Origin of the sequence: Natrarchaeobius oligotrophus (assembly GCF_003841465.1) — an archaeon.
Taxonomy (GTDB): domain Archaea; phylum Halobacteriota; class Halobacteria; order Halobacteriales; family Natrialbaceae; genus Natrarchaeobius; species Natrarchaeobius oligotrophus.
The window spans coordinates 116,108-135,550 of the sequence record NZ_REFZ01000005.1 but is presented as its reverse complement, the minus strand read 5'-3'; the positions used below and the strand labels follow the sequence as shown (position 1 = coordinate 135,550).

General features: G+C 66.4%; 19 protein-coding genes. 11 read left to right on the top strand and 8 right to left on the bottom strand.

All coding sequences use genetic code 11. The features are described 5' to 3' along the window. Positions 1–149: 149 nt before the first annotated feature. Together EA472_RS09015 and EA472_RS22460 are read left to right on the top strand one after the other, a co-directional pair. Positions 150–926: a PHP domain-containing protein gene (locus EA472_RS09015; RefSeq protein WP_124191181.1), complete on the top strand. Its 777-nt coding sequence runs from the start codon at positions 150–152 to the stop codon at positions 924–926. Between the two features lie 59 nt (positions 927–985). Further along, the gene (locus EA472_RS22460) at positions 986–1,150 is read left to right on the top strand and encodes a DUF6757 family protein (protein WP_165874860.1); all 165 of its coding nucleotides are present in this window, start codon (positions 986–988) and stop codon (positions 1,148–1,150) included. Positions 1,151–1,227: 77 nt separating this feature from the next. On the opposite strand, the gene EA472_RS09010 is transcribed toward EA472_RS22460, so the two are convergent. The 4 genes from EA472_RS09010 to EA472_RS09000 form a co-directional block, all read right to left on the bottom strand. Then, positions 1,228–1,551, bottom strand: coding sequence for a 4Fe-4S dicluster domain-containing protein (locus EA472_RS09010; RefSeq protein ID WP_124191180.1), 324 nt, complete (start codon positions 1,549–1,551; stop codon positions 1,228–1,230). Between the two features lie 135 nt (positions 1,552–1,686). Beyond that, positions 1,687–2,472: a TrmB family transcriptional regulator gene (locus EA472_RS09005; RefSeq protein WP_124191179.1), complete on the bottom strand. Its 786-nt coding sequence runs from the start codon at positions 2,470–2,472 to the stop codon at positions 1,687–1,689. A gap of 59 nt (positions 2,473–2,531) precedes the next feature. Continuing rightward, positions 2,532–2,684 carry a hypothetical protein gene (locus EA472_RS22455; RefSeq protein WP_165874859.1) on the bottom strand — a complete coding sequence of 51 codons (153 nt, stop codon included), beginning with the start codon at positions 2,682–2,684 and terminating at the stop codon, positions 2,532–2,534. Between the two features lie 138 nt (positions 2,685–2,822). Then, positions 2,823–3,995 (bottom strand): MFS transporter, encoded by a 1,173-nt coding sequence (locus EA472_RS09000; protein ID WP_124191178.1) that lies wholly within the window; start codon positions 3,993–3,995, stop codon positions 2,823–2,825. 162 nt (positions 3,996–4,157) lie between these two features. On the opposite strand from EA472_RS09000, the gene EA472_RS08995 reads away from it, so the two are divergent. From EA472_RS08995 to EA472_RS08980, 4 genes are all read left to right on the top strand, one after another. Then, on the top strand, positions 4,158–5,180 hold the full coding sequence (locus tag EA472_RS08995; RefSeq protein ID WP_124191177.1) for an asparaginase: 1,023 nt from the start codon (positions 4,158–4,160) through the stop codon (positions 5,178–5,180). A 92-nt stretch (positions 5,181–5,272) separates the two neighbouring features. Then, positions 5,273–5,575, top strand: a complete 303-nt coding sequence (locus EA472_RS08990) for a hypothetical protein (RefSeq protein WP_124191176.1) — start codon at positions 5,273–5,275, stop codon at positions 5,573–5,575. Between the two features lie 367 nt (positions 5,576–5,942). After that, on the top strand, positions 5,943–7,193 hold the full coding sequence (locus EA472_RS08985; RefSeq protein WP_124191175.1) for an ABC transporter substrate-binding protein: 1,251 nt from the start codon (positions 5,943–5,945) through the stop codon (positions 7,191–7,193). Position 7,194: 1 nt separating this feature from the next. Next, entirely contained in the window at positions 7,195–7,494 is a 300-nt protein-coding gene (locus EA472_RS08980) for a hypothetical protein (RefSeq protein ID WP_243637812.1), read from the top strand. 39 nt (positions 7,495–7,533) lie between these two features. Here EA472_RS08980 and EA472_RS08975 read toward each other — a convergent pair whose 3' ends face one another. The 4 genes from EA472_RS08975 to EA472_RS08960 form a co-directional block, all read right to left on the bottom strand. Continuing rightward, positions 7,534–8,508: a carbohydrate ABC transporter permease gene (locus EA472_RS08975; protein ID WP_124191174.1), complete on the bottom strand. Its 975-nt coding sequence runs from the start codon at positions 8,506–8,508 to the stop codon at positions 7,534–7,536. Positions 8,509–8,514: 6 nt separating this feature from the next. Then, positions 8,515–9,474 carry a carbohydrate ABC transporter permease gene (locus EA472_RS08970; RefSeq protein WP_124191173.1) on the bottom strand — a complete coding sequence of 320 codons (960 nt, stop codon included), beginning with the start codon at positions 9,472–9,474 and terminating at the stop codon, positions 8,515–8,517. A 15-nt stretch (positions 9,475–9,489) separates the two neighbouring features. After that, positions 9,490–10,611: an ABC transporter ATP-binding protein gene (locus EA472_RS08965; protein WP_124191172.1), complete on the bottom strand. Its 1,122-nt coding sequence runs from the start codon at positions 10,609–10,611 to the stop codon at positions 9,490–9,492. A gap of 102 nt (positions 10,612–10,713) precedes the next feature. Further along, on the bottom strand, positions 10,714–12,213 hold the full coding sequence (locus tag EA472_RS08960; RefSeq protein WP_124191171.1) for a hypothetical protein: 1,500 nt from the start codon (positions 12,211–12,213) through the stop codon (positions 10,714–10,716). A gap of 111 nt (positions 12,214–12,324) precedes the next feature. Between EA472_RS08960 and hemB the strand changes: the two genes are divergently transcribed. The 5 genes from hemB to hemC all read left to right on the top strand — a co-directional run bounded on the left by hemB (position 12,325) and on the right by hemC (position 19,432). Further along, a complete protein-coding gene (hemB, locus tag EA472_RS08955) occupies positions 12,325–13,332 on the top strand; it encodes a porphobilinogen synthase (RefSeq protein WP_124191170.1) in 1,008 nt (335 codons plus the stop codon). Positions 13,333–13,799: 467 nt separating this feature from the next. Beyond that, positions 13,800–15,524, top strand: a complete 1,725-nt coding sequence (locus EA472_RS08950; RefSeq protein ID WP_394341340.1) for an ammonium transporter — start codon at positions 13,800–13,802, stop codon at positions 15,522–15,524. Positions 15,525–15,886: 362 nt separating this feature from the next. Then, positions 15,887–17,233 carry a glutamate-1-semialdehyde 2,1-aminomutase gene (hemL, locus tag EA472_RS08945; protein WP_124191169.1) on the top strand — a complete coding sequence of 449 codons (1,347 nt, stop codon included), beginning with the start codon at positions 15,887–15,889 and terminating at the stop codon, positions 17,231–17,233. Positions 17,234–17,338: 105 nt separating this feature from the next. Next, the gene (locus tag EA472_RS08940; RefSeq protein ID WP_124191168.1) at positions 17,339–18,022 is read left to right on the top strand and encodes a hypothetical protein; all 684 of its coding nucleotides are present in this window, start codon (positions 17,339–17,341) and stop codon (positions 18,020–18,022) included. 273 nt (positions 18,023–18,295) lie between these two features. After that, a complete protein-coding gene (gene hemC, locus EA472_RS08935; RefSeq protein ID WP_124191167.1) occupies positions 18,296–19,432 on the top strand; it encodes a hydroxymethylbilane synthase in 1,137 nt (378 codons plus the stop codon). Positions 19,433–19,443: the final 11 nt, after the last annotated feature.

Here is a 19,443-nt window from a genome sequence, read left to right as displayed (position 1 = left end):
ACCATATGTGTGAACGATAATTATAAACATTGTCCATAATGGATTACTAGGTCTACCAAAGCCATTATATCGCACCCGCGTCCTAATATGCGGACTGCCAACACGGCGGACGAGAAACGATTTTAGGGGCTCGACCGCTCCAGTCGGCTATGCCGTACGCGGATCTTCACGTCCACACGACGCGTTCGGACGGCGACCTCGAACTCGAGGCGGTCCCGACGGCCGCCCGGCGGGCCGGGGTGGACGTCGTCGCCCTGACGGACCACGATCGACTTCAGCCGTTCGACGAACCGGCCGTCGAACGCGACGGCGTGACGATCCTCCAGGGGATCGAACTCCGCGTCGAAACTGCCGAGGGCCACCGGCTCGACCTGCTCGGGTACGGCCTCGAGCCGACCGACGAGCTGGTGGCGACGATCACCCGCCTCCAGACCGACCGTATCGAACGCGGGCGCGCGATTGTCGACTGCGTCGAGGACCGCTTCGGCGTCACCCTCGACGTCGCGGTGGACGAGGGATTCGGCCGGCCTCACGTCGCCCGCGCGATCGACGCGCATCCGGAACTCGAGTACGATTACCAGGGCGCGTTCGATCACGTCATCGGCTCCGACTGTCCGTGTTACGTGGCGCGAACGATTCCGTCGTTCGAACGCGGACGCGCCGCGCTCGCGGAGTCGGCCCGGCTGATCTCGCTCGCACACCCGTTGCGGTACCCCGATCCGGACGCCGCACTCGCGTACGCGGCCGAACTGGACGCCGTCGAACTGCGGTATCCGTACGGGCGCGACGTCGACCGACGGCCGGTCGAACGCGCGATCGAGCGCCACGATCTGCTCGCCACCGGCGGCACGGACGCACACGACGATCGACTCGGCGTCGCCGGCCTCACGCGATCCGAGTACGACCGACTGAATTTATCGGTTTGATATCATAAATCTTGGCCGAGAGCGGAGGGTTCAATGTGGAGGGGTACCTACACGCGTCTATGAACTGCCACTACTGCGACCGGGAGGCTGCTTTCGCTGCGGAATCCGACGGTCTCAAAGTGGGTCTCTGCGAGGAGCACTTCCGGGAGCGGTTGCAGGAACTCGCCGAAACCGACGGGCTCGAGAAACTCAAAGAGCAGGTCGACGTCGATAGAGCCGAGTGAGAATCGCGGCCGCTTTTTCCCGTCGTTTCGATCGTTCTCCGTAATCGACGACCGTCTCGAGCGTCGTCTCCGAACGGTTACGCCGTCCGCCCGGCGTCGACGTCGATCGCGTCGACGGGACAGACGTCCACACACAGCATGCAGTCGATACACTGCGCTTCCTTCGCGGGATCGGCCTTCTCCTCGCTCTCGGGGTGGCCCGGCGTGTCCACCCACTCGAAGACGTCGACCGGACAGTCCTCGAGACAGGCGCCGTCCGCGATACAGAGGTCGAAGTCGACGGCGACGTGCGTGCCGTGGATGCCGAGCTCTTCGGGCTCGTCGACGGGGCCCCACACGGCGTGTCCGTTGTGCTCGTCGACTTTCTCTCGGTTCTCGTGAAACTGCGGGTCTATGGCCATTGCTAACAGACCAATCTGCAGGAGTCCACTTAAAAGTACGGACTCGATTCGCCGTGCGGTCGTCGAGCGCGCCGTCGCCGGAGGGGACGAACGACGCACCGCTGGAAAGTCGATCGCCGGCCCGTTCACGTCATCTTACGCCCGTTCGAGTTCGACCCGACGGTCGTCGAGCAGCTCCCGCACCCAGGCTGCGAAGCCGTGGTCCCGGCCGTAAGTCCAGATGGCCGTCTCCTGGACGACGTCGGGGAGGTTGCTCGTTTTCGTGCCCGTCGCCACGACGGACTCCCGATCGACGAGCAGGAGCCTCGCCGGCCGCGCCGAGTGGACGACGTCGGTCGTCTCGAGATCGGAGGCGGCGACGACGGTAGCGTCCGGGACCGCGTCCGCGAACCGCTCGCGAACGCCGTCCGTCGGAACCTCCACGAACACGTCTGTGCCCCGTTCGGTGACGTCGCGGAGGCGTCGCAGGAAGTCCTCGTCGATCACCTCGTCCGTGGCGACGACGAGGTGGACCGACTCCTCGGCCTGCTCGAGAAAGGTGGCGACCCGGTCGGCGACGTGTTCGGGCCGGGAGATCGCCCACATCCCCTCGTTCTCGCTGGACTGCGGGCGTTCGACCTGTTCGAGCGCGCTTTCTGCGGCGTGGATTCTCGAGTCGTAGTCGTCGCGGATACGTTCGCACGCCTTCTCGACCGAGACGGCCTGGTACTCGCGGGGATCGGACTGCTGGACGTTGACCAGTCCCTTTCGGTCGAGACGTTCGATGGTGTCGTAGACGCGCGAGCGGGGAACGTCCGCGACCTCGCTGACATCTCTGGCCGTCCCCCTCGAGATTCGGGTCAAGGCGACGAAACAGCGCGCCTCGTACTCGGTCAGTCCGAGCTCCGAGAGCGCCCTGACGGCTTCTTCGGTCTTCGACACGCCCGAACGTTCGGGCTCGAGCGGCTAAAGCGGTGACCTTTCACTCGACGCGCCGGCCGTCACTCGAGTTCGTGAAACTCGGTCCCGCCGCAGGGACAGCCGTTCGTGCTCCCGATCGGGTGGAGGACGGCCGATCCCGATAGCCGGACTGCCATCGCCCGCCCGCAGTCGGCACACCGCGCCGCACCCCTGGTTCGGTCTTTCGCCGTCATCGAGCCGTGGTACCACCTTTTCACTAATAACGCGTTCGTGAGTCTCTCGGGGACACCCGCTCCGTCACTTCGGACGTGACAACGGCCCTCGTCCGATCCGCGGTCCCGTTTCGGTCGTCGCTGTACGGCTGTCGGCGCTCAGTACTCGAGCCCCAGCAGCCGGTTGGCGACGAGGGCGAAGCAGACGAGCGCGAGCAGTCCCGCCAGGACGACGAAAGCGACGTCCCAGCCGAACAGATCGGCGAGCAATCCGGTAACGACCGAGCCGAGCGCGCCGACGAACCCGTACACGGAGCGAACGAGCCCGAACCCGGCCCCGCGTTCGGCGTCGTCGAGGACGTCCATGAACCGCGGCAACAGCGCGGCACCCCAGCCGAGGCCCGTCCCGACGAGCGCGACGGCGGCGATCGTGGCGACGAACCCGGGGACCGCGACGAGCAACGCGAAGCCGACCGCGGCGAGGGCCATACACCCAGCGGTCGAGGCGTACCGCCCGTACCGATCCGAGGCCGCGCCGACGCCGATCTGCGTGATCGCCTGGACGACGAAGTAGGCGGCGAAGATCACCCCCGCGAGTTCGGTCGACTGGTTTCGATGCTCGACGAGAAAGGTCGGGAGAAACGAGGCGGTCGCCTGCCAGGCGAACGCGCCGGCGACGCTGACGCCGATCGGAAAGGCGATCTCCGGCCGCGAGAGCAGTTCGACGATCGCCTCCAGTTCGAGTCGGTTGCGCATGGGCTGGTTGGGTCGACGAGGCTCGACCGGCCGGACGCGCCAGGCGAACGCGAGGAAGACGGGAACTGCGATCGCGCCGGCGACGGCGACGGCCGGCCGCCAGCCGTACCGCACGCCGATCCAGGCCGCGATCGGCGGGGCCACGAGGCCGGCGGCTGGCGCGCCGGTGTTGTGGACGCCGATGGCGGTCCCGAGTTCGTCGTAGGTGCGGGTCAACAGCATCGTCGCGACGCTGTAGTGTAACCCGGCGACGGCTCCGAGTGCGATCGTGCCGATCACGAACAGCGCGAACGCCGGCACGAGCGCGAGGAACACGCTCGCGATCGCGGTTCCGCCGACGGCGACGAGGACGATCTCGCGCTCGCCGTACCGATCCGCGAGGATGCCGCTCGGAAACTGCGAGCCGAAGTACGCCATCCACATGCCGGTCAGCGCGATCCCGATAACGGAGTTCGAGACGTCGAACTCGGCGGTGATCATGGGCACGACCGGACTGATCACGAGTCGCCCGACCATCGTCGCGAAGAACGCGAACGTACACAACACGAGCACCGTCTCGCGGTAGCGCCAGCGCACGATCGATACCTGTCTTCTCTCGAACCGATCGCAATGAGGGTACTGATCCCGGCAGTCGACGCCTCGAGCCGGCGGTGATCCGTCCGATCGCGTTCGATCGCGTCAGCTTCGGAACGCTCCCGTTTTGCGGACGTTCTTACCCGTTCGCGACGATATCCCGCCATGGCGCACGTTACAATCGTCACCGCGGGCGGCACCATCGCGAGCACGGGGCCCGACTCGGGCGAGGTGGGAAAGACGCCCACCGTCTCGGGCGAGGACCTCGTCGAGGCCGTCCCCGAACTCGCGAACCATGCGACCGTCGACGTCGAGTCCGTTCGTCGACGCTCGGGCTTTCAGATGGATGAGGCGAGCGCGACGGCGATCGTGGACGCGATCGAGCGGGCCGACTCGTCCGACGTCGACGGGGTGGTCGTCACCCACGGGACGGACACGATGGCCGAATCGGCCTACTACGCCGACGTCGTTCTCGAGAGCGATCTTCCGGTCGTCTTCACGGGCGCCCAGCGGCCGTTCGACCGGCTCGGCGCTGACGGCCCGTCGAACCTCGAACTGGCGGTTCGAACCGCCGCGGCCGATCGGTTCAGCGACGCCGGCGGCGCGTACCTCGCGTTCAACGACGCCGTCCACGCCGCCCGTTGGGTCGTCAAGGGCCACGCGAGCAAACTCGAGACGTTCAGTTCGCCCGGCGCGGGACCGATCGCCGAGAGTACGCCGGCGGGAATCCGGTTTCTGCGCGAACCGGGCCGCTACTCGAGTCCGATTCCCGGCGCGCGTCTCGATCCGAACGTCCGCGTCGAGATCGTTACGAACGCGCTCGGCGTCGACGGCGGCCGGGTCGACCGCGCGCTGGCAGCCGACGCTGTCGAGGGCTTCGTCCTCGCCGGCACCGGCCTCGGGAACGCGACCGGCGCGCTGGGGGAAGCCCTCGAGTCGGCGCTCGAGGCCGGCGTCCCCGTGGTGCTCACTACTCGATGCTTCGAGGGATCGGTGGCCGGTCTCTACGGCGGCCCCGGCGGCGGAAAGACGCTGCGCGCCGCAGGTGCGATCGACGGCGGCGACCTCCCGCCCTGGAAGGCCCGCATTCGGACCGCGCTCGCGCTCGTCGACGGAGAATCCGGATCGGCGCTCGAGCGCGTCGAAGCCGCATTCGACCGCGTACCCTCGTACGACCGCTCCCGTTGATCGTCCGCCGAACCCGACGACCAACCCACTCCAGCCGACGCGACGGTGGGGCGACCGGAACATACACGATCCGAACCCTCGTTGCGGTCGGTATGACGCGAACCGTTGACGACCTCCGAAACGAGATCCGACTGGCCGTCGGCCGATACGAACGCATCGAGTCGACCGCCTTCACGAAGGAATCGCTCGCCGCGATCTGCGACGCCGTCGACTACGATATCGGCGACGACCTCCCACCGAAACCCCAGATGCGCGCCGGAATCCTGTGGAATATCGGCGTTCTTCCCGAGGACGATCCGAGCCGGGCCGACCGTCCGTTTCGAAAGGCCGACCTCGAGGCGATCGAGTCGGCGCTTCGAACCGGGTCGGAATCGCCTCGAGACGGCTCGACTTGACTTCCCCCACCCGGGAACGGATCACTCGAGGCGAAGCGACGCCGACGCGTTCGACCGATACTGTCGGATTAGATTGAGTGAATGGAATGTGATAACTTCGTGACGATCCGGGTGGTGTGGCTCCCGGAGTGACCTCGCGAGCGAGACGACCGATGCTCCGCGTTTCGATGTACCGAACCCGGTGACTGAACGTACTGTTCGCCCGTTCAGTGAGTGTTTACCGAGAGGGAACCCCCTTCGACCGAGCCGTAAAATCGTCGTTACGTTCGATCGGAGTGACCTATCACGGTCGGTGACTGTTCGAAATATGTCACCTACACGTAGGTGTGGAAAACCATTATGATTGCGATCGGTCATACGGCCAACTATGGGCGAGAACACCACGCAAATCGGCCGACGCGGAGTGCTCCGAGGCATGGGCGCAGGTACCGTCGCACTGGCTGGACTCGGCAGCGTCAGTAGCGCGAGCGCGCAGGAGGAAGTGACGATAACGGCCGTCTGGACCGACGACGAACAGGAAGATTTCCTCGCCGTGGTCGACTACGTCGAGGGCGAAACCGGACTCGACGTCTCGTACGCCCCGCGCGACACCGAGACGCTCCTGACGGAGACGTTGATGGATTACGAGGCCGGGATCGCGACCGCCGACGTGGTCGTTTTGCCCACGGAGGGGCGCGTTCGACGGGACGGTGCGGCGGGTCACCTCGAGGCGCTCGGCGATCTGTGGGACGACGACGAGTACTCGACCGACCACGAGGTCGTGGCGGTCGACGGCGAGGTGTACGCCGCCCCGTTCGGGATGGACCTGAAACCGGGGTTCTGGTACCGGCCGTCCTTTTTCGACGAGCACGACCTCGAGGAGCCCGACGACTACGACGCGTTTCTCGACCTGCTCGACGAGATCGACGGAATCGAGGACGTCGACGCCCCGCTGGCGTCCGGAAACGGAGACGGCTGGCCGCTGAGCGACGTGACCGAGGCGTTCATCCTCCGACAGGACGATGGCCACGAACTCCAGGCCGACCTCATCGAGGGCGACGCGGAGTTCACCGACGACCGCGTCGTCGCCGCATTCGAGGAGCTACAGGAACTCCTCCAGGCGGGCTACTTCAGCGAGGTCCGGGACTTCGGAGTCCAGTACGAGTTCTTCTGGGAGAACCAGACGCCGCTTTACTTCATGGGCTCGTGGACGCCGGCGTTCGGCGCGATCGAGGATCCGGAGGACCTCGATTACTTCATGCTCCCCGGGACGGAGGCGATGGTGACGAGCATCAACTGGTTCACCGTCCCCGCGTACGTCGACGACGTCGAGGCCTCTCGACAGGCCGTCGAGGCGATCATCTCCCCCGACGGACAGGAGGTCTGGACCGAACGCGGCGGCTTCGTCCCCTCGAGTCTCGAGGTGTCCGACGAGGCGTTCGACCTCGAGATCATGCGCGAACTCTCCGAACACGCCGACGAGGTCGAACTGGTGCCCGACCTGGACGACGCGGTCGGCGATCCGTTCCAGGCGGAGTTCTGGTCGCAGCTGCTCGGCCTCTGGGCGGAGCCGGACCAGGACGTCCAGCCGATCGTCGAGACCCTCGACGGCAGCCTGCAGGAGACCGTCGAGGAGTAACGTGGCGGGAGTCGGCGACGACGGCGGCGACGACAGCCCCCTCGACTCCCTGGTCGTCGTCGGCCAGGAGATCCGACGGAGCAGCGCCAACGCCGTCGCCGTCGACGTTCTGTACCTGTTCACGACCGCGTTTTTCGCCACGCTCGCGGTCCGGGGCGTCTGGCCGGCGCTCATCGCAGCACTTCCCCTCGCGGTGTTGCTCTCGTTCGCCTGGATGTCCTCGCGGCTGTTCTTTCTCACGAACCTCCTCGTGGTCCTCGCAACCGTGGGTGCGACGCGGGCCGGGTACGTGCCGCTGTGATCGGTCGGCGAGCACCGAAGAAAATCGGGCGACGTGCCGTCAGTCCGCGACGGCGGCGACCATCCCGCGCTTGTAGTACCGCTCGAGCAGCACGAACAGGATCACCGGCACCGCCATCGTCATGATCGACCCGGCGGCGATGACGCCCCACTCGACCTGCACGCGCCCGCGCATCAGCGGGAGCACCTGCGGCGCGAGGTAGAGTTCGGGCGAGCGCATGAACACGAGCGGGAAGAAAAACGCGTTCCAGACCCAGGTGAACTGGATGACGGCCACGGAAACGAGCGCGGGCGTCGACAGCGGGAGGATGATCGTCCGGAAGATCTGGTAGCGCGAAGCGCCGTCGATGCGGGCGGCCTCCTCGAGTTCTTCGGGAATGCCAAGCAGGTAGTTTCGCAGGAACAGGACCACCCAGCCGAGTCCCCAGCCGATGTGGATCAGTATCAGCCCCATGTAGGTGTCGAACAACCCGATCTCGTGGAGGGCGTTGTAGTTCCCCATCGCGACGAGTTCCGGCGGCGCGGCCATGATCAACAGGATCAGGAAAAACAGCGCCGTCTTCAGCGGAAACTCGAACCGGGCGAACGGGTACGCCGCCATCACGCCCAGCAGCATCACGACCAGCACGGCCGGAATCGTGACGATGAACGTGTTGAGCAGCGCCCGACCGAGCGGGGCGGTGCTGTAGTTCCAGGCCCGGTAGTAGTTCTCGAACGTGATGGTCATCCCTTCGAGGTGCCACCAGCCGCCGATGATCTCGGACAGCGGCCGGAGCGACGCCATGAACAGCCCGAGAAACGGGACGATCCAGAGGACGGCGACGGTGATCGCGACGGCGTACTTCAGCGCGCGCCGTTTCGACGGGATGTTCTCGGCGATTCGCGCCCGCCAGGAACGGTTGACGGTCGGTGCTCGCTCGGGGACGTCCTCGACTGACAGGTACCCGCCGTCGGGACGGGCACCGGCGCTCGAGTCGCGAGCGGTCGCGGATTCGTGGGTCTCGTCTTCGGTCATGATCGATCAGTTCATGCGAGCGATGTACAGCGCGAGCGGGGCGACGATGAACAGCTGGATCAGCGCGACGACCATCGCCATGCCGTAATCGATCTCCGGCCGGAAGGCCGCCCGGTACACCTCGATGCCGAGCACAGAGTAGGCGTGGTTGGGTCCGCCGGCGGCGCCTCCCGCCGCGTAGACGATGTCGAACATTCGCATCACCCAGATGATCCCCATGATGACGACGACGGCGGTCACCGGTTTGACAAGGGGCCAGATGATGTCCCAGAACCGTTGCCAGGCGTTCGCGCCGTCGACTTTGGCCGACTCGATCAGCGACGGATCGATCGCCGACAGCGCCGAACTGTACAGCAGCATGCTGAACCCGGTGTGGACCCAGATGCCGCCCGCGATGAGCGCGTAAATTGCCACCTGGGGCGACTGCGTCCAGTTTCGAACCCACTGGTCCTGGCCGAGCACGCGGAGCAACTCGTTGAAGATCCCGGCCTGGGGATCGTAGACGAACAACAGGACCAGCCCGATGACGATTGGTGGCACGGTAAAGCCCGCGAACACCATCGAGCGGAGGATGCGACGACCTCTCAGGTCCGCAAACAGCAGCGCCAGTCCGAGACCGAGAAACGTGCTCGCGGGAACGTGGACGACGACCCAGAGGAGGTTGTGGGTGAGCGCGCCCATCGGATACCGCAGCTCCCGCATGTTCGACCAGTGGATGATGAGCGGATCGGTGAGCGAGCGAATCCAGTTGTCCAGGCCGACGAACTCCTCCATCGTGAACGTCTCCCACGCGAAGAAGCTCCCGATCACCGAGTAGACGATCGGTCCGACCGAGAAGATTCCGAACAGGGTCAACCCCGGAACCAGAAACACCGCGATGGCGATCGCTTTGTTCCGGTCCACGCTCGATACGACCCCCTCGTCCCGATCGACCGTGAGCGATTCGATGTGATCTTGGAGGCTCATGGTTTCGGGATCGGATCAGGCGACCAGCTCGCCGTCGTCGTCGTACAGGTACGCCTTACCGTCGTCGAACGTCAGGTAAACCGTATCGCCCCGTTCGACGGTCTCCTCGTTCGCCTTCGCGTTCACGACCTGGTCGTTGACGACGACGTTGACGAGGACGTACTCGCCCATCGGTTCGACGGTGTCGACCGTTCCTTCGATCACGCTCTCCGACGACGGTCGCGTCGTGGTGACGGTCAGATCCTCCGGCCGAACGCCCAGCGAGATCTCGCCGCGGGCGTCCGCAGCCAGCACGCCGGCCGAACCCGCCTCGTCCCCGCCTCCCGCCTCCACGACCGCCTCGTCGCCGCTTGCCACGCCGTCGAGCGCGATCGTCCCTGCTTCCCCGATGTCGATCGAGCCGTTTCGACGGGTTCCCCGAAAGAGGTTCATCGGCGGCGATCCGATGAATCGGGCGACCCACGTCGTGCGCGGCCGATCGTACAGCTCCTGGGGCGGTGCGATCTGCTGGATCGTTCCCTGGTGCATCACCACGACCGTATCGGCCATGCTCATCGCTTCCTCCTGGTTGTGGGTCACGTACACCGTTGTGATCTCGAGTTCGTTCTGGAGGCGTTTCAGCTCCGTGCGCATCTCCTGGCGCAGTTTCGCGTCGAGGTTCGACAGCGGCTCGTCGAGCAGGAACACCGACGGCTCCCTGATGATCGCGCGTGCGAGCGCGACCCGCTGGCGCTGTCCGCCGCTCAACGACCCCGGCTTCTTGTGGGTCTGCGCTTCGATGTGGAGCAACTCCGTCACCTCCTCGACCCGTCTGTCCCGTTCGTCGGGCGGGATCCCGCGAACTTTCAGCGGATAGCCGATGTTCTGTGCGACCGTCATGTGCGGGTACAGCGCGTAGTTCTGGAACACCATCGCCACGTTCCGGTCGCTGGGAGAGCGGCCGTCGACGCGTTCGTCGCCGAAGTAGATCGTCCCCTCCGACGGCTGCTCGAGCCCCGCGATGAGCCGCAGTGCGGTCGTCTTTCCACAGCCCGAGGGTCCGAGGATGACGAGAAACTCGCCATCGTCGACCTCGAGGTTGAGCCGGTAGTTCGCGACGGTCTCGCCCCCGTCGAAATATTTGCTCACGTTCTCCATGGAAATCGACGTCATTCCGTGTGGTATGACGTCGCATTCACCCATCAAACCCGGCTACACCGTCAGTTCAGTTGATAACTCACCGCGAGTGGTACGCGACGATCACTCCTCGAGCGTTCCGGTGACGTCGAACAGGTCGCCCTCGTACTCGATCGTCTCCGTCTCGCCCGCTTCGTAGTCGAACCGCCAGAGTGCGGTTCCGCGATCCGTCTTCACGCGGACCGTCTCGAGACCGTCCTCGAACAGCGGGAGCGAATTGCGCAGGATCCGGAACGGGCGACGGGGTAGCTGCTCGGGAAGAATTCGATCGTCGACGTCCACGCCGTCGTTCGAACCCGTTCGGGTGACCGTGACCGTCGCCGGTCTCCGCGCGTCTTCGTAGTCGGCCAGTTCGACGACGACCGGTTCGCCCTCGTCGTCGACCGTCGCGTCAGCTTCGAGGGGGATCGACTCGAGCGGCGGTGCCTCGAGGTCGAACAGCGCCGCGTACGTCTCTCCGTCGAGGCTGTAGCCGACGGTGTAGGCGTACCGGCCGCCGCCGAGGTGACCGACGGTTCGCGTTCCTCGCCGCTGGACCGGAGCGCCGTCGTAGACGAAGAGTTCTGATTCGTCGACGTCGCCGGGCTGGACGCTCGCCGCCGGCAACGGCCACCCCCAGGGGTCGACCGGGAACCACCGATCGTCCTCGAGTTTGAACAGCCGCCAGTAGTGCGGGTTGCCGGACAGCGATTTGTGCCCACGATTGACGAGGCCGAACGAAATCTTCGCCGGGGCCGCGACCGATTCCCGGTCCGGCTCGAGGAAAACGGGCGTCTCCGGCGTCGCGTCGTGGTACCAGCGGACGTCGTCTTCGCCGGGAAGCGACGGCAACTCGGCGTCCTCGAACGGCGAGTCGGCGTCGGGTCCGGGTTCGTCGGTCGGCCAGACTGCGATCTCGAATCCGTTGCCGCGCCGAGTGAACTCGTACCGGCCGGCCTCGATCGGCTCGTCGCCGTGTCGGTGGTCCCCGAGCAGGTAGTGTTCGCCGGTCACGCGCTCTTCGGCCCCCAGTCTCACCAGGTCGGGGTACCAGTCGTCGCGGACGGTCTCGAGTCGCCACCGGCCGTCCGCGTCGCGCTCGTAGCCCGGAACCGTCTCGGCGAGCGGGTGGTCTTGCGTCGGCGCGAGATAGACGGTGACGTTCCGATCGTCGCTCGAGCGGCCGGACGGCGGATCGTCGAGGACGAGCAACCGCCGGGGCTCGAACGTCTGTTCGTACGACCGGTGGTTTTCGACGGTCGAGACGAGCGTCGCCGGCGAGTCCGCTGTCGCGGGCTCGCCGAAGCCGAGGTGCATCGACAGGCCGTCGTCTGTCCTGACCCGGCCGCCGACGACGGCCGCGGTGAGCGGTGCCGTCTCGAAGTCGACGACCGTCGGCTCCTCGAAAAGCGGCGCGAGCTCCGCGGGGTCCGGTTCGCCCGCGTCGTCCGTTTCGTCGGAACCGGTCGCGTCGTCGACGTCGAACGGTGGACGATCGCGCCCGGCGGATTCGAAGGGCGAGGCGCAGCCGGCGAGGAGGGCACTCCCGGCGACGATTCCGGCGAGGAAGCGGCGGCGTTGCATATACGCGTACGCTAATTATTTCGGCATAAATCTTCGGCTAGCGAAAGCGAGCGTTTCACCGGTGGGAGCGCGGAACGCACCGCTTTTGGCGATCCCGCGACACCACCCGGTATGGACCTCACTCACCGCCCCCGCCGACTGCGACGGGACCGGGTGCGCGGGCTGGTCAGAGAGACGAGCCTCGAGCCGACCGACCTCGTCGCTCCGGTGTTCGTCGACGCGACGACCGACGAGCGCGTGCCCATCGAGTCGATGCCCGGCCACGAGCGCGTTCCACCCGACGACGTCGTCGCTCGCGTCGAGGAGGTGCTCGAGACGGGCGTCGAGGCCGTCATGCTGTTTGGCATCCCGGAATCGAAAGACGCCGACGGCACCCGCGCCTGGGTCGAGGACGGCGTCATCCAGGACGCGACCCGTCGGATCGCCGCCGAGACCGACGCCTACGTGATCACGGACGTCTGTCTCTGCGAGTACACCGATCACGGCCACTGCGGACCGCTGGAGGACCACCTCGAGGAAGGGGTCGCCGACCACGACGCCACGCTCACCGTCGACAACGACGCGACCCTCGAGGCCCTCGAGCGGATCGCGGTCTCCCACGCGAAGGCTGGGGCGGACATGGTTGCGCCCAGCGGAATGATGGACGGGATGGTCGCTGCGATCCGGACCGCGCTCGACGGGGCGGGCCACGAACACGTCGCGATCACGAGCTACGCGGCGAAGTACGAGAGCGCCTTCTACGGACCGTTTCGCGACGCCGCCGACGGCGCGCCCGCCTTCGGCGACCGGCGACACTACCAGATGGATCCCGCGAACGCGCGCGAGGCGATACGCGAGGTGCGACTCGACGTCGAGCAGGGAGCCGACGTGCTGATGATCAAACCCGCCCTCTCGTACCTCGACGTCGTCCGCGAGGTTCGCCGGGAGTTCGACCATCCCGTCGCCGCCTACAACGTCTCCGGCGAGTACGCCATGTTACACGCCGCCGCGGAGAAGGGCTGGCTCGACCTGGAGGAGGTCGCCCTCGAGTCGCTGCTGTCGATCAAACGCGCCGGCGCGGACCTGATCGTGACCTACTTCGCCGAGGACGTCGCCGCGCGACTGGCGGCGTCCCGGTAGCTCGAGGTTCCGTCACGGGTCGACGCCGAGCCCGCGTCTCGCTTTCCCCGATCTCGTCTCCGCTTTCGAACGAACGTCCACCGCGCGCCGAACGGGACGAACCGACCGGCAACATCTGCCGCGCGCCGGCTCCGTTCCTCCGTTACCGGCGACGTATCGGACCGTCCGGCCGGATCACGTCGAATTTATCGGCTTTCCGCGGTTGACGAAGACCAACTATCCAGCCGCTTTTCGGAAAACGCGCCGGATCGAACTGCCTTATACACATTAAACCACCTCTAGATTTTGTCGAACGTCCCTATTACGGCATCATAATTGACCATATAGCAACGCTAAATCTTTTACGTAGCTAGTTCATCCGCATCAGACGTGATTCAGAAGACAACTACGGTTGAAACGGTGATGAGCGTGGACGAATGTCTACTAGATATCGGCGTCGTGAACACGAATCAGGGGGTGGGTCGCTGATGGATCCAGTCGTCCTGCAGGCGGAGGCGGCCGACCTCGAGTCGCTCGCGACCGGAATGAACCTGATGTGGGCGCTGACGGTGACGTTCCTCATCTTCTTCATGCACGCGGGATTCGCGATGCTCGAGGCGGGGCAGGTCCGCTCGAAGAACGTCGCGAACCAGCTAACGAAGAACATGCTGACCTGGGCGGTCGGCATCCTCGTCTTCTTCGTTATCGGGATGGGGATCTCGAACAACGTCGGCGCCGCGCTCGGCGGCGGCGACTCGACGCCGCTGACGATGTTCGGCGCGGGATCGTTCGACTGGGCCATGTGGCTGTTCAGCGCGGTGTTCGCCATGACGGCCGCGACGATCGTTTCCGGTGCGGTCGCCGGTCGCGCGAAGCTCCGCGCGTACGTCACGTACACGTTCCTCCTCGCAGCGGTCATCTACCCGGTCGTCGCGGCGATGGTGTGGTACGCGCCGGGCGGAACGCCGATCCTCGAACAGCTCGGCTACGCCGACTTCGCGGGCGGCATGGTCGTCCACGGCGTCGGCGGCGTCGCCGGCCTCACGGCGGCCTGGATCCTCGGCGCTCGCATGGACAAGTACAACGAGGACGGCAGCGTCAACATCATCCCCGGTCACTCGATGACCTTCGCGGTGCTTGGGACGTTGATCCTCTGTTTCGGCTGGTTCGGATTCAACGTCGGCACCGCGGCGACGGTGATCGACACGGCGACGTTCGAACTGGCCGACTTCGATTACGTCGGTAGCGTCGCGATGGTGACGGCCCTCGGAATGGGGCTCGGCGCACTCGGCGCGTCGGCCGTCTCGCTCGCGATGAACGGGAAAGTCGACACGCTGTACGTCGCAAACGGCATGCTCGCGGGACTCGTCGGCGTCACCGGCCCGACCGACCTCATCACGCCGATGGGCGCGATCGCGATCGGCTTCCTCGCCGGCGCACAGCTCCCGATCGTCTTCAAGTTCGTCGACGAGAAACTCAAGATCGACGACGTCTGTGCCGTCTTCCCCGTTCACGGAACCGCGGGGATGCTCGGACTCGTGATCTACCCGCTCTGGTCGATCGAGGGAACCGCCATCGGCGGCGGTCTCGTCGCCGGCGGCATCCTCTCGATCGAAGCCGGCGCGTTCGGCCCGCAGATACTCGGCGTCGCCGTCATCACGATCTGGACGGTGCTCGCGACCGCGGCCGTCTGGGGGGCGTTCAAAGCGATCGGACAGGCTCGAGTCACGCCCGATCACGAACGCGACGGACTCGACCTCGCCGAACATGGCGTCGACACGTACCCCGAGTTCGGTGGCCCCGACGTCGCGACCGACGGCGGTCACGCCGAGGAGATCCTCCGTGCGGACGGCGGTGAACCGAACGACGGCGAACTCAAGATGGTCACGGCCGTCGTCCGTCCGGATCGTCTCGGTGCGGTCAAGCAGGCGCTCGCGAACGTCGGCGCGCCATCGTTAACCGTTACCAACGTCTCCGGCCGCGGCTCCCAGCCCGCCAAGAAAGGGCAGTGGCGCGGCGAGGAGTACACGGTCGACCTCCACCAGAAGGTCAAAATCGAGTGCGTCGTCGCGGACGTCCCGGCCGACGAGGTCGTCGAGGCGATCGCCGACGCGGCCAACACCGGCGAACCCGGCGACGGAAAGATCTTCGTGGTGCCGGTCGAGAACGCCTACCAGGTCAGGACGGGCAAGACGGGCCAGGACGCCGTCTGAATAGTCGCGACGTCTGTGTCGCGACCCGGTCGATTCCGGTCGCTCACGCGTGCGGCGGTGACGTTCGCGTTCGGTCGATCGTTCACCGGATCGATCCGGCTCTTCGTGCGTTTTCGAATTCGAGCGTCGCGTGCGTCACGTCCGACGGTCGAAGGCCCGCGGATTCCCGGAGCGACGCCCGAGCGCGCCGGGACGTCGGTGGCTGCTCGCGAGAGCCGGTGGTCCACGAGAACTATCGCCGACTCGAGGCGAATCGGCGACCGGACGAAGCCACACGGCGGCTCCGCGGATCACGTGGTACCTGTTGACGGGGACGATCGACCTCGGTACTACTTTGCCGTCCGAACGCGAACGGAACCCACATGAACCACGACAACTCGCGGGCGCTCTACGACCGGGCGCTGTCGGTGATGCCCGGCGGCGTCAACTCCGCCGTTCGCGCCGCCGTCGAACCGTACCCCTTCTTCGTCCGGAAAGGCGACGGCGGACACGTCGTCGACGCCGACGGAAACCGGTACGTCGACTGGGTGATGGGACTCGGTCCGCTGCTTCTGGGCCACGACCTGCCTGAACCCGTCCAGGCCGGCATCCAGCGAACCGCGAGCGAGGGCCCGATGTACGGCACGCCGACGGAGATCGAAGTCGACCTCGCGGAGTTCGTCGTCCGCCACGTCCCGAGCGTCGAGAAAATTCGCTTCGTCAACTCGGGAACCGAAGCGACCGCCTCGGCGGTCAGGCTGGCCCGCGGCTACACCGGCCGAAACAAGATCGTCGTCATGCAGGGCGGCTATCACGGTGCCCAGGAGTCGACGCTGGTCGAAGGCGACGCCGAGAACCCGAAACCGTCGTCCGCCGGCGTTCCCCAGTCGTTCGCCGAACACACGCTGCCGGTGCCGTTCAACGACGAGGACGCCGTCCGCGAGGCCTTCGAGAACCACGGTGACGACATCGCAGCCGTCCTGACGGAGCCGATTCTGGGCAACTACGGCATCGTTTACCCCGAAGAGGGCTACCACGAGTTCCTGCGGGAGATCACCGACGAACACGCCTCCCTGTTGATCTTCGACGAGGTGATCACCGGCTTTCGCGTCGGCGGTCTCGGCTGTGCACAGAGCGAGTTCGGCGTCACGCCCGACCTCACGACGTTCGGCAAGATCGTCGGCGGCGGCTTTCCCGTCGGCGCGATCGGCGGTCGCGCCGAGATTATCGAGGGGTTCGCGCCCTCGGGACCCGTCTTCCAGGCCGGCACCTTCTCCGGCCATCCAGTCACGATGGCCGCCGGCCTCGAAACCCTGCAGTTCGCCGCCGAAAACGACGTCTACGACTACGTCGACGCCCTCGGCGAGCGGCTCCGTCGCGGCCTGACCGAGATCGTCGCAGACCAGGCCCCGAACTACACGGTGACCGGTACCGCCAGCATGTTCAAGGTCATCTTCACGCGCGACGGACCGGGAGCAAACTCGCTCGAGGAACAGTGCGACGCCGGCTGCCGACAGGTGCCGACCTGCCCGCGCTACGACTCCTGTCCGAAGAACGCGGCCGACGTGAAACACGCCGAGACCGACCGCTGGCGGCGCATCTTCTGGGGCGAGATGAAAGAGCGGGGGATCTACCTCTCGCAGAACCAGTTCGAGTGTCAGTTCGTCAGCTTCGGTCACACCGACGAGGACGTCGAGCAAACGCTCGAGGCGTACAAGGAAGCCCTGTGATCCGGACGGCGGAGCCGTGATCGGATCGACACGGGACGTCGTCCGACCCCCGACCGCGGGGGTGGGCGGACGAGGTGACCGCGACGGAACGCTCCGAACCGGGCGATGACGTGGGCGTCCGCGAGCATCGGTGAACTCGGCTGGGCGCGCCTGCTCGAGCGACTGCTCTATCTCTTTCCGCCGGTGATCGGCGTCGGTATCGTCGGCATGCTTCAGGAGACCGAACCCGGAGTGCCGGGGCTGCAGTGGGGGCTGGTTCTGATCGGAACGTTCGGCTACACGTTCCTGACGCTCGGCGTCGCGGTTGCGGTGTTCTTCGACGCGAGCCGGATTCGACGCCGGCCCCGGGCGAGTGGAAGCTGGAAGCCGAACCCGTGGCTCAACGCCGTGCTCGCGGTCGTCTGGGCGCCCGCGGCGGGCGTGGTATATCTCGCGCGCCGGCACAAGCGGTTCGGCACGCCGCCGGGCTGGTCGGGCTGGTGGCTCGTCGTGGCCGTCTCGCTCGCGATGACGGTGGTCGGGATCGCCACCGCGGTGGTCGCTATCGTCCTCGCCATCCCCGGCCTCGTCTGGGCGGCGCTCGGGCTGACAGGGGCGATCGTCTTCGGGACGTTCCCGATCGCGATCCACCAGGACGCAGCCTACGTCTGCGTGTACGGCGACTCCTGGCGACCGAACCCGGGACTCTACCTCGGCGTCGCGTTCGTGAGCCTGTTCGTGCCGCCGCTGCAGCCGCTCGTCGCGGGCTATTACCTCTACCGCCGACATCAGACGATCGGTGTTCCGTGAGCGTGGTCGCCTCTCACAACCGTGTTCGAAACGGTTATTTATTGACATCCTCCCCGCCCTGAAGGGCGAGGTTTTGCGCCTGCTCACCATATAATTCTCTGACAGAAGTATTAGCAGAAAATTATGATAGCGGGTGACACCCGTGGATGTCGGCGGCGGGTCCCCCGTGGTCAGCGGGAACGGATCGTCGCATCGTCGCGCGTGCGGGCGACCGCCGGACCGGCCCGTCCCACAAGCGTGCGCTTTTCATACTCCAAGCGTGGAGTACCGCCCATGAGAACGCGTGGGACGGTGCGACTGGCGACGCGGGGGTCAGATCTCGCCCGGCGACAGGCCTCACTGGTGAAAGAGGCACTCGAGCGACGGCGTTACGAGGTCGAACTCGTGACCGTCGAGACGACGGGCGATCAGATCAGAGACGAGTTGATCCACAGGCTCGGCAAGACGGGCGCGTTCGTTCGGGAACTCGACGAGCGGGTCCTCGAGGACGAGGTCGACGGCGCGGTCCACTCGATGAAGGACATGCCCACCGAGCAACCCCGAGAGCTCGTCACGGCCGCGGTGCCCGAGCGCGGTGCGCCGGGGGACGTCCTCGTCACGCCCGACGGATCGACGCTCGAGGGACTTCCCGAGGGCGCGACCGTGGGGACGTCGAGCCTACGCCGGCGCGCACAACTGCTCGCCGAACGGCCCGATCTCGAGGTCGAACCGCTGCGGGGAAACGTCGACACTCGCCTGCAGAAGCTGCTCGCACCCGCGCTCCAGGCGGAACATCAGGAACGGTCGGAAGCGGACAAAGAGCGGAACGGAAACGCGGGAGACGAGGACTTCGAGCCCGAGTACGATCGCCCGGTCGACGACTGGTTCGACGACCTCTCCGAGCTGGAAAAGGAGGCGCTCGGTCGCGAGGTCGAAACGGAGTACGACGCCATCGTCCTCGCGCAGGCGGGACTCGAGCGCAGCGGGCTCACGGAGTCGATCCAGTACCGACGGCTCCCGACGGCGACGTTCGTGCCCGCGCCGGGACAGGGTGCGCTCGCGGTGACGGCGACGGACGGCGAGACCGCTCGGGAGATCCAGTCGGCGATCGATCACCCGCGCAGCCGCGTCGAGACGACCGTCGAGCGGACGATACTCGCGGAACTCGGCGGCGGCTGCATCGCGCCGATCGGCATCTACGCCGTCGTCCAGGGCGAGTACGTCCACGCGCGGGTGAGCGTCTCCGACCGCGACGGAGAGGAATCGATCGCGGCGACGCGCGACCTGCCGATCGAACGCCACGCAGACGCCGCCCGCGAGTTCGCCGACGACCTCGCGGACCGCGGTGCCGCGGCGCTGATCGAGGGGGCTCGCGAGAACGCCGAGGGCGACGACGCGCCCGCCGAGAGCGATACGCCCCGGGGGAAGTAGTGAGGGATACC